The organism is Bradyrhizobium sp. (assembly GCF_049512235.1).
In the GTDB taxonomy this organism is placed as follows: domain Bacteria; phylum Pseudomonadota; class Alphaproteobacteria; order Rhizobiales; family Xanthobacteraceae; genus Bradyrhizobium.
The window spans coordinates 1-6,211 of record NZ_JBEKXH010000381.1 but is presented as its reverse complement, the minus strand read 5'-3'; the positions used below and the strand labels follow the sequence as shown (position 1 = coordinate 6,211).

The following is a 6,211-nucleotide window of genomic DNA, read 5'->3' as shown; positions in this document are numbered from 1 at the left end:
ATCAGGGATGGGTCGATCGTGACCGCCTTGACTTCCATCTTCGCGGTCATGCGCACGCTGACAAGACCGCCGCCCGAGATGCCCTCGACCTCGACATGGCCGAGTTCTTCCTGCATCGCCTGCATCTTCGACTGCAGTTGCGCCGCCTGCTTCATCATGCCGAGAAAATCAGCCATGAAAACTTCCTTTGCAGTTGCTATTGATCATCGCTGTCGGAACTCTCGGCGGCATCTTCACCGCTAGCATCGGATTCCGGCGGCTCCGGGGCAAGCTTGCGCACCTCGACCACCCTGGCGCCGGGAAAGCGCGCCAGCACCTCCTGCACGCGCGGATCGGATTCCGCGGCGCGTTCGCGCTGGTTCTTCTCGACTTCGTTCTGCGAACGCAGCGTCGGCCGCCCCTGTTCGTTGGAGACGATCACGGTCCAGCGTCGTCCGGTCCATTGCTCGAGCTTGCGGGAAAGATCGTTGATCAGCGTCCGCGCCGCGCTGCGCTCGAGCGCAACTTCGAGCCGTCCGTCCTCGATGCGGACCAGACGGACATCGGCTTCGAGCGCCGCCTTGGTCAGCAAATCGCGCTTCTCGCCGGCCAGCGCCACCAGTTCCGGAAAGCTCGCGATCCGGCGTGTCGTGGGCACCGATTGCGGGTCGGCCAAAGCGGCGATCAGCTGCGGGCGCACGGATGGCTCGGCATTGGCGCGCGGCGCGGAGGCAGAGCGTGGGGGTGATGGTTGAGCCACCGACAGGGTCGGGGCCGGCGCGCTGCGCGCCGCCGCGCCCTGGGCGATGACAGGCGAATTGCCGCCACTCTGATCGAGCATCCTGATCGCCTCGTCCGGCGTCGGCATGTCGGCGACGTAGGCGATGCGCACCAGGACCATTTCGGCCGCCGCCGCCGGCCGCGTCGCGGCCTGCACCTCGGCGATGCCCTTGAGCAGCATCTGAAACATCCGCGACAGCACCCGCATCGAGATTTTCGAGGCGAATTCGCGGGCGCGCAGCCGCTCGGTTTCCCCGAACGCGACGTTATCGGCGGTCGCCGGCACGATCTTGACGCGGGTGACGAAATTGACGAACTCGGCGAGATCGGACAGCACCACGATCGGATCGGCACCGGTGTCATACTGCGCGCGAAATTCCCCGAACGCGCTGGCGATATCGCCGCGCGCAAGCTGCTCGAACAGATCTATCACCCGGGTGCGATCGGCGAGGCCGAGCATCTGTCGCACCGCTTCAGCGCCTACCGGGCCCGCGGCATGCGCGATCGCCTGATCGAACAGCGACAGCGAATCGCGCACCGAGCCTTCCGCGGCGCGCGCGATGATGCCGAGCGCCTCCGGCTCCGCCTCGACGTTCTCCTTTGCCGCGATATTGGCAAGATGCGCCATCAGCACGTCGGCCTCGACCCGGCGCAAGTCAAAACGCTGGCAGCGTGACAGCACCGTCACCGGCACTTTGCGGATTTCGGTGGTGGCGAACACGAATTTGGCGTGCTCCGGCGGCTCTTCCAGCGTCTTCAGGAACGCGTTGAACGCCGCGGTCGAGAGCATGTGGACTTCGTCGATGATGTAGACCTTGTAGCGCGCGCTGGCCGGCGCATAGCGCACGCTGTCATTGATCTGGCGTACGTCGTCGACACCGGTATGGGAGGCCGCGTCCATCTCCAGCACATCCATGTGCCGGCTTTCCATGATCGCCTGGCAGTGCACACCCGGCACCGGCATGTGGATGGTCGGCCCCTTCACCGATCCGTCCGGCAGTTCGTAATTCAGCGCGCGGGCCAGGATCCGGGCCGTGGTGGTTTTCCCTACCCCGCGCACGCCCGTCAGAATCCAGGCCTGCGGAATCCTCCCGGTTTCGAAGGCATTCGAAACGGTGCGGACCATGGCTTCCTGGCCGATCAGATCGTCAAAACTGGAAGGGCGGTATTTCCGCGCCAGGACCCGATAATGCTTGGCGCCCGAAGGCGGGCCGCCGAGCTCGAAACCGCCCTGATGGGCGCTGTCCGCAACATTCGGGGGCATTGAGGGAACGCCAGCATCGGTCATCGATCGATCCGCAATTAATCTCTCTCGGAGCCGGCTTGCGGAACAACGGAAATGGAATCGAGCGCACGCGGATGACCGCTTTTGGCACGTATCGCTCGAAAAAACAGGTAGGAGACTGACGAGCGACCCGATCCGGACCTCGTTAGGGCTGCTTCCTTCCGGACCTGACCCGGTTGGCGAGTGGCTCGTCCACCGCCAATCTCCCGGCCCTTATTTGGGGCCAAAACAGCCAGAAAGCAAGCGGGGCGGGAGCCGACTCCGACCCGACTTCGAGCCGGCCTGCGGGGCTTGTGCCGAAACGCGGAAAGGCATTAGTTGCCTCATGCTCGGCACTCGGGTCCGGCTTTGCCGGTCCGGGCAAAGGCCGTCGTGCCGGGCCTTGCTTTGGTCGTCACAGCACAGGGTTGGACGGGAGTGCCCCGCACCGGCCCGGCCACGACGAGGGAAGATGTATGCCCGCTGACGCCTCCGCATGGTCGCTGCATTCACGGCTCAAGGAAGACACCATCGACATCGGCGACCTGCCGCTGTGCCGTGTGCTGGTGATCAAGGATGCCCATTACCCATGGCTGCTGCTGGTGCCGCGCCGGCTGGATGCCGCCGAGATCATCGACCTTGAGGAGGTCGAGCAGGCGCAATTGATGACCGAGATCAGCCGCGTCGCCCGCGCGCTGAAAGACATCACCAAATGCGACAAGCTGAATATCGCCGCCCTCGGCAATCTGGTACCACAATTGCACGTGCATGTGATCGCACGCCGTTCCGGCGATGTCGCCTGGCCGCGTCCGGTCTGGGGGGTGATGCCGCCGCTCGCGCACGACGCCGAGGAGGTGCAAAACTTCATCAGCGCGCTGCGCCGCAAAATCTGGCTTGGTTAGGACATGAGCGCATTCGACACGTTTCCACTGGGGCAGCCGGCCTTCGTCAGCCATATTCTCGATCGTGCCGCGCATCTGCGCGGCGATGATGCCAAACTGCTGGCGCTGGAGCAGCGCCCCGATGCCCGTGCCTATGTGGTGCAGCGCGATTCGCTGGTGGTAAAACAGGAGGCCGACGGGCCGCGCGCCCTGCTCCGCATCGATGAGGCGCTGAATTTTGGCGCCAATCCCGGCACCATCTTTCTGGGCCTGCGCGAGGGCGCCGCGGTGTTCGGCATGGGCATATCGGCTGTGGCGGTCGAGAAATTGCTTCCCCGCAGCGACGTCGCCGTCAACGAACTGCGGGGCATGGCGATGCAGGGCGTGGTGCCGCCGGACCAGCTGTCCGCGATCGCGATGGCGAAATCGATGGTGAACTGGCATCAGCGCCACGGCTACTGCGCCAATTGCGGAACCCGCACCGCGATGAAGGAAGGCGGCTGGAAGCGCGACTGCCCCGCTTGCAAGACCGAGCACTTCCCGCGCACCGACCCCGTCGTGATCATGCTGGTCACCGCAGGCGATAAGTGCCTCTTGGGACGGCAGAAGCAGTTTCCGCCGGGAATGTGGTCGTGTCTGGCGGGGTTCGTGGAAGCCGCTGAAACCATCGAGGACGCGGTCCGCCGCGAAATCTTCGAGGAATCCGGCGTCCGCTGCACCGACGTCAGCTACTACATGACGCAACCCTGGCCGTATCCGTCCTCCCTGATGATCGGCTGCACCGCCCGCGCCACCAGCGAGGATATCGTGGTCGACCGCGCTGAACTGGAGGATGCCCGCTGGTTCGACCGGACCGAGGCGACCCTGATGTTGAAGCGGCAGCATCCGGACGGGCTTGCGGGACCGCACCCATTTGCCATTGCCCATCATCTGGTCGGCCGCTGGCTGCAGACCGACGCGGGAACACGCGCTTAGCTGGTGCCCAACAGCCGTCTTTCAGGGAAGAAGGCTTATCCACTACCGGGAAGCAGGAGCTGACCGAGGCGCCGCGATTCGCTTCCGCGGCAGTCGCCCTGAGATGTACTCGCCATGGTAGTGCCGTAGCTGCTCCGCAACGTACTGAAGTAGAAGCGTTTTTGAGCCATGGCCTCACGGCGGCCTAAGGCACCGAATAATGACTTGTTCTAGAAGATTTTTCTATATATGAGGTCCACTGGCCCCGTAGATGGAACAAAGTTCTTCTCATGTCCGATCTCGTCGTCCAAATCAACGAGCCTAGCCGCCGTCTCGACGCCATCGACCGCAAGATCCTGACGGTGCTTCAGGAAGACGCATCCCTGTCGGTTGCCGAGATCGGCGACCGGGTAGGGCTATCCTCAACGCCCTGCTGGAAGCGCATCCAGCGGCTGGAAACCGACGGGGTGATCCTGCGCCGGGTCGCGCTGGTCGACCAGAACAAGATCGGGCTCGGGATCACGGTTTTCGTCTCGGTCGAGAGCGCAGATCATTCGGAAGGCTGGCTGCGGAAATTTGCCGACGCCGTCAGCGCCATGGCGGAGGTGATGGAGTTTTATCGGATGGCGGGCGACGTCGATTACATGCTGCGCGTCGTGGTCGCGGACATGCAAAGCTACGACCTGTTCTACAAGAAGCTGATCGGCGCGGTGCCGCTGAAGAACGTCACCTCGCGTTTTGCGATGGAGAAGATCAAATCGGTGACCGCGCTGCCGGTGCCGGCGACGGTTTAAGCTTCGCCCATCGACGGCGGGCGCCTACTGTTCCAGCACCATCTTGCCGTTGGCGTATTCGTAGCGCTTCAGCCTCGACAGAAATGACAGGCCGAGCAGGTTCTCCGACAGCGCTTCGTCGGGCAGCACCATGGCATCGACGTCGCGCACGACAAGCCCGCCGATTTCAACCATGGAAAGCCGCGTCCGCGCCGCCTTGATGGTGCCGTTGGCGGTGGTGACGGAGGCGTTGTAATCGCCGCGGGACGGCCGCAGCCCGAACCGGGCCGCCGAGGTTTCGTTGAGCGCGATCAGCGACGCACCGGTATCGACCATGAAGCCGATGCGCTGGCCGTCGATATGGCCTTCGGCCAGGAAATGGCCACGGGGGTCGCTGGGGATGCTGAGGCTGTGAACGTTGCTCGACGCGACATCCGCGTCAGGCGCGGGGTTGTGCAAGACTGCACTGGCGAGCGCAGGCGTGGTCGCCGTCATCCGGTCCGCCATCTGTGCCATCAGGGTGCCGAGGCCGACCATGATCGCGGCAAAAATCAACAGGTTACGCATGACGCCATACTCGTTCCGAGGACCCGCAATATCACCACGTTCGCGGCCAAACCGCGACGGTGAGCAGCGGCGAAGGCTGCCATTCTCGCGAAAAGGATGAGTAACGGGTTAACGGGAGCTGCAAAAACTCTCGCTTGTTCTCTAAGCTGACGCGCTGGCGCTCACGTTCCCCGCGGCTTCACCCGCCTTGTCGGCATCGCGTTCGCCGGATCTTCCGGCCAGGGATGCCGCGGATAGCGTCCGCGCAGGTCGGAGCGCACGGCCGCATAGCTGCCGCGCCAAAAACCCGGTAGATCGCGCGTCACCTGCACCGGCCGATGGGCGGGCGACAGCAATTCCAGCACCAGCGGTACCGCGCCTTTCGCAATCGAGGGGTGGGTATCGAGCCCAAACAATTCCTGCAGCCTGACCGCAATCGTCGGACCCTGCTCAGCCTCGTAATCGATCGGAAGCAGGGTGCCGGTGGGCGCCTCGAAATGAGTGGGCGCCTCGCGCCCCAGCCGCGCGCGCAAGTCCCAGGACAATAGCGCCATCAGCGCATCTGACAGATCGCCTGCCGAAAACTCCTTGAGCGACGTTTTGTCATGCAGCGCAGGAACCAGCCATTCCCCGGCTCGCGCGGCGAGCGCGTCATCGGACAGGTCGGGCCATTGATGCTCTGCTGTTTTGCCCTCGCCCTTGCGCAGGAACATCACGCGGTCGCGCCACTGTTTCAGCTGATTTGACCAGGGCAGCCTGTCGAGGCCGGCGGCGATCAGTCCTTCGGCCAGCACGGAAGCGGTCTCCGCCGAGGGATTGAGCGCCATCGGCGCTTCCGACAGCGTCATCGCATGCAGCCCTTTCCGGCGCCGCGCCCGCAATGCCATCGTGGCGCGGTCGAACGAAATCTCGTCCTTGATTTCGATTCTGTCGGCGAACCCTGACTCGATGTCGGCCTGCGCGATCGGCGCCGCCAGCAGGATGCGACCCTGGGCGGCGGTGCCGGTGAGTTCGGCGACCGCGATGAAGGGCGC

General features: G+C 64.2%; 7 protein-coding genes and 1 other RNA gene. 3 read left to right on the top strand and 5 right to left on the bottom strand.

Annotated elements, in window-relative coordinates:
- From ABSG20_RS26955 to ffs, 3 genes are all read right to left on the bottom strand, one after another.
- Positions 1-176: YbaB/EbfC family nucleoid-associated protein (locus tag ABSG20_RS26955; protein ID WP_423867530.1), on the bottom strand; the 176-nt coding region annotated here is incomplete at its 3' end.
- A 20-nt stretch (positions 177-196) separates the two neighbouring features.
- The gene (locus ABSG20_RS26950; protein WP_423867529.1) at positions 197-2,047 is read right to left on the bottom strand and encodes a DNA polymerase III subunit gamma/tau; all 1,851 of its coding nucleotides are present in this window, start codon (positions 2,045-2,047) and stop codon (positions 197-199) included.
- A gap of 107 nt (positions 2,048-2,154) precedes the next feature.
- Positions 2,155-2,251, bottom strand: an RNA gene (gene ffs / locus ABSG20_RS26945) — signal recognition particle sRNA small type.
- 248 nt (positions 2,252-2,499) lie between these two features.
- Between ffs and ABSG20_RS26940 the strand changes: the two genes are divergently transcribed.
- The 3 genes from ABSG20_RS26940 to ABSG20_RS26930 all read left to right on the top strand — a co-directional run bounded on the left by ABSG20_RS26940 (position 2,500) and on the right by ABSG20_RS26930 (position 4,652).
- Positions 2,500-2,925 carry an HIT domain-containing protein gene (locus tag ABSG20_RS26940; protein WP_423867528.1) on the top strand — a complete coding sequence of 142 codons (426 nt, stop codon included), beginning with the start codon at positions 2,500-2,502 and terminating at the stop codon, positions 2,923-2,925.
- Positions 2,926-2,928: 3 nt separating this feature from the next.
- On the top strand, positions 2,929-3,879 hold the full coding sequence (gene nudC / locus ABSG20_RS26935; RefSeq protein ID WP_423867527.1) for an NAD(+) diphosphatase: 951 nt from the start codon (positions 2,929-2,931) through the stop codon (positions 3,877-3,879).
- Between the two features lie 269 nt (positions 3,880-4,148).
- Positions 4,149-4,652 (top strand): Lrp/AsnC family transcriptional regulator, encoded by a 504-nt coding sequence (locus tag ABSG20_RS26930; RefSeq protein ID WP_423867526.1) that lies wholly within the window; start codon positions 4,149-4,151, stop codon positions 4,650-4,652.
- A 24-nt stretch (positions 4,653-4,676) separates the two neighbouring features.
- Here ABSG20_RS26930 and ABSG20_RS26925 read toward each other — a convergent pair whose 3' ends face one another.
- Entirely contained in the window at positions 4,677-5,198 is a 522-nt protein-coding gene (locus ABSG20_RS26925) for a TIGR02281 family clan AA aspartic protease (protein WP_423867525.1), read from the bottom strand.
- Positions 5,199-5,359: 161 nt separating this feature from the next.
- Positions 5,360-6,211 (bottom strand): ATP-dependent helicase C-terminal domain-containing protein (locus ABSG20_RS26920; protein ID WP_423867524.1); only part of this gene is annotated, 852 nt, incomplete at its 5' end.

Excerpts from the sequence above, each read along its gene's own strand:
- ABSG20_RS26940 (WP_423867528.1), top strand. The coding sequence starts at position 2,500 with ATGCCCGCTGACGCCTCCGCATGGTCGCTGCATTCACGGCTCAAGGAA.
- nudC (WP_423867527.1), top strand. The coding sequence starts at position 2,929 with ATGAGCGCATTCGACACGTTTCCACTGGGGCAGCCGGCCTTCGTCAGC.
- ABSG20_RS26950 (WP_423867529.1), bottom strand. The coding sequence starts at position 2,047 with ATGACCGATGCTGGCGTTCCCTCAATGCCCCCGAATGTTGCGGACAGC.
- ABSG20_RS26925 (WP_423867525.1), bottom strand. The coding sequence starts at position 5,198 with ATGCGTAACCTGTTGATTTTTGCCGCGATCATGGTCGGCCTCGGCACC.
- ABSG20_RS26930 (WP_423867526.1), top strand. The coding sequence starts at position 4,149 with ATGTCCGATCTCGTCGTCCAAATCAACGAGCCTAGCCGCCGTCTCGAC.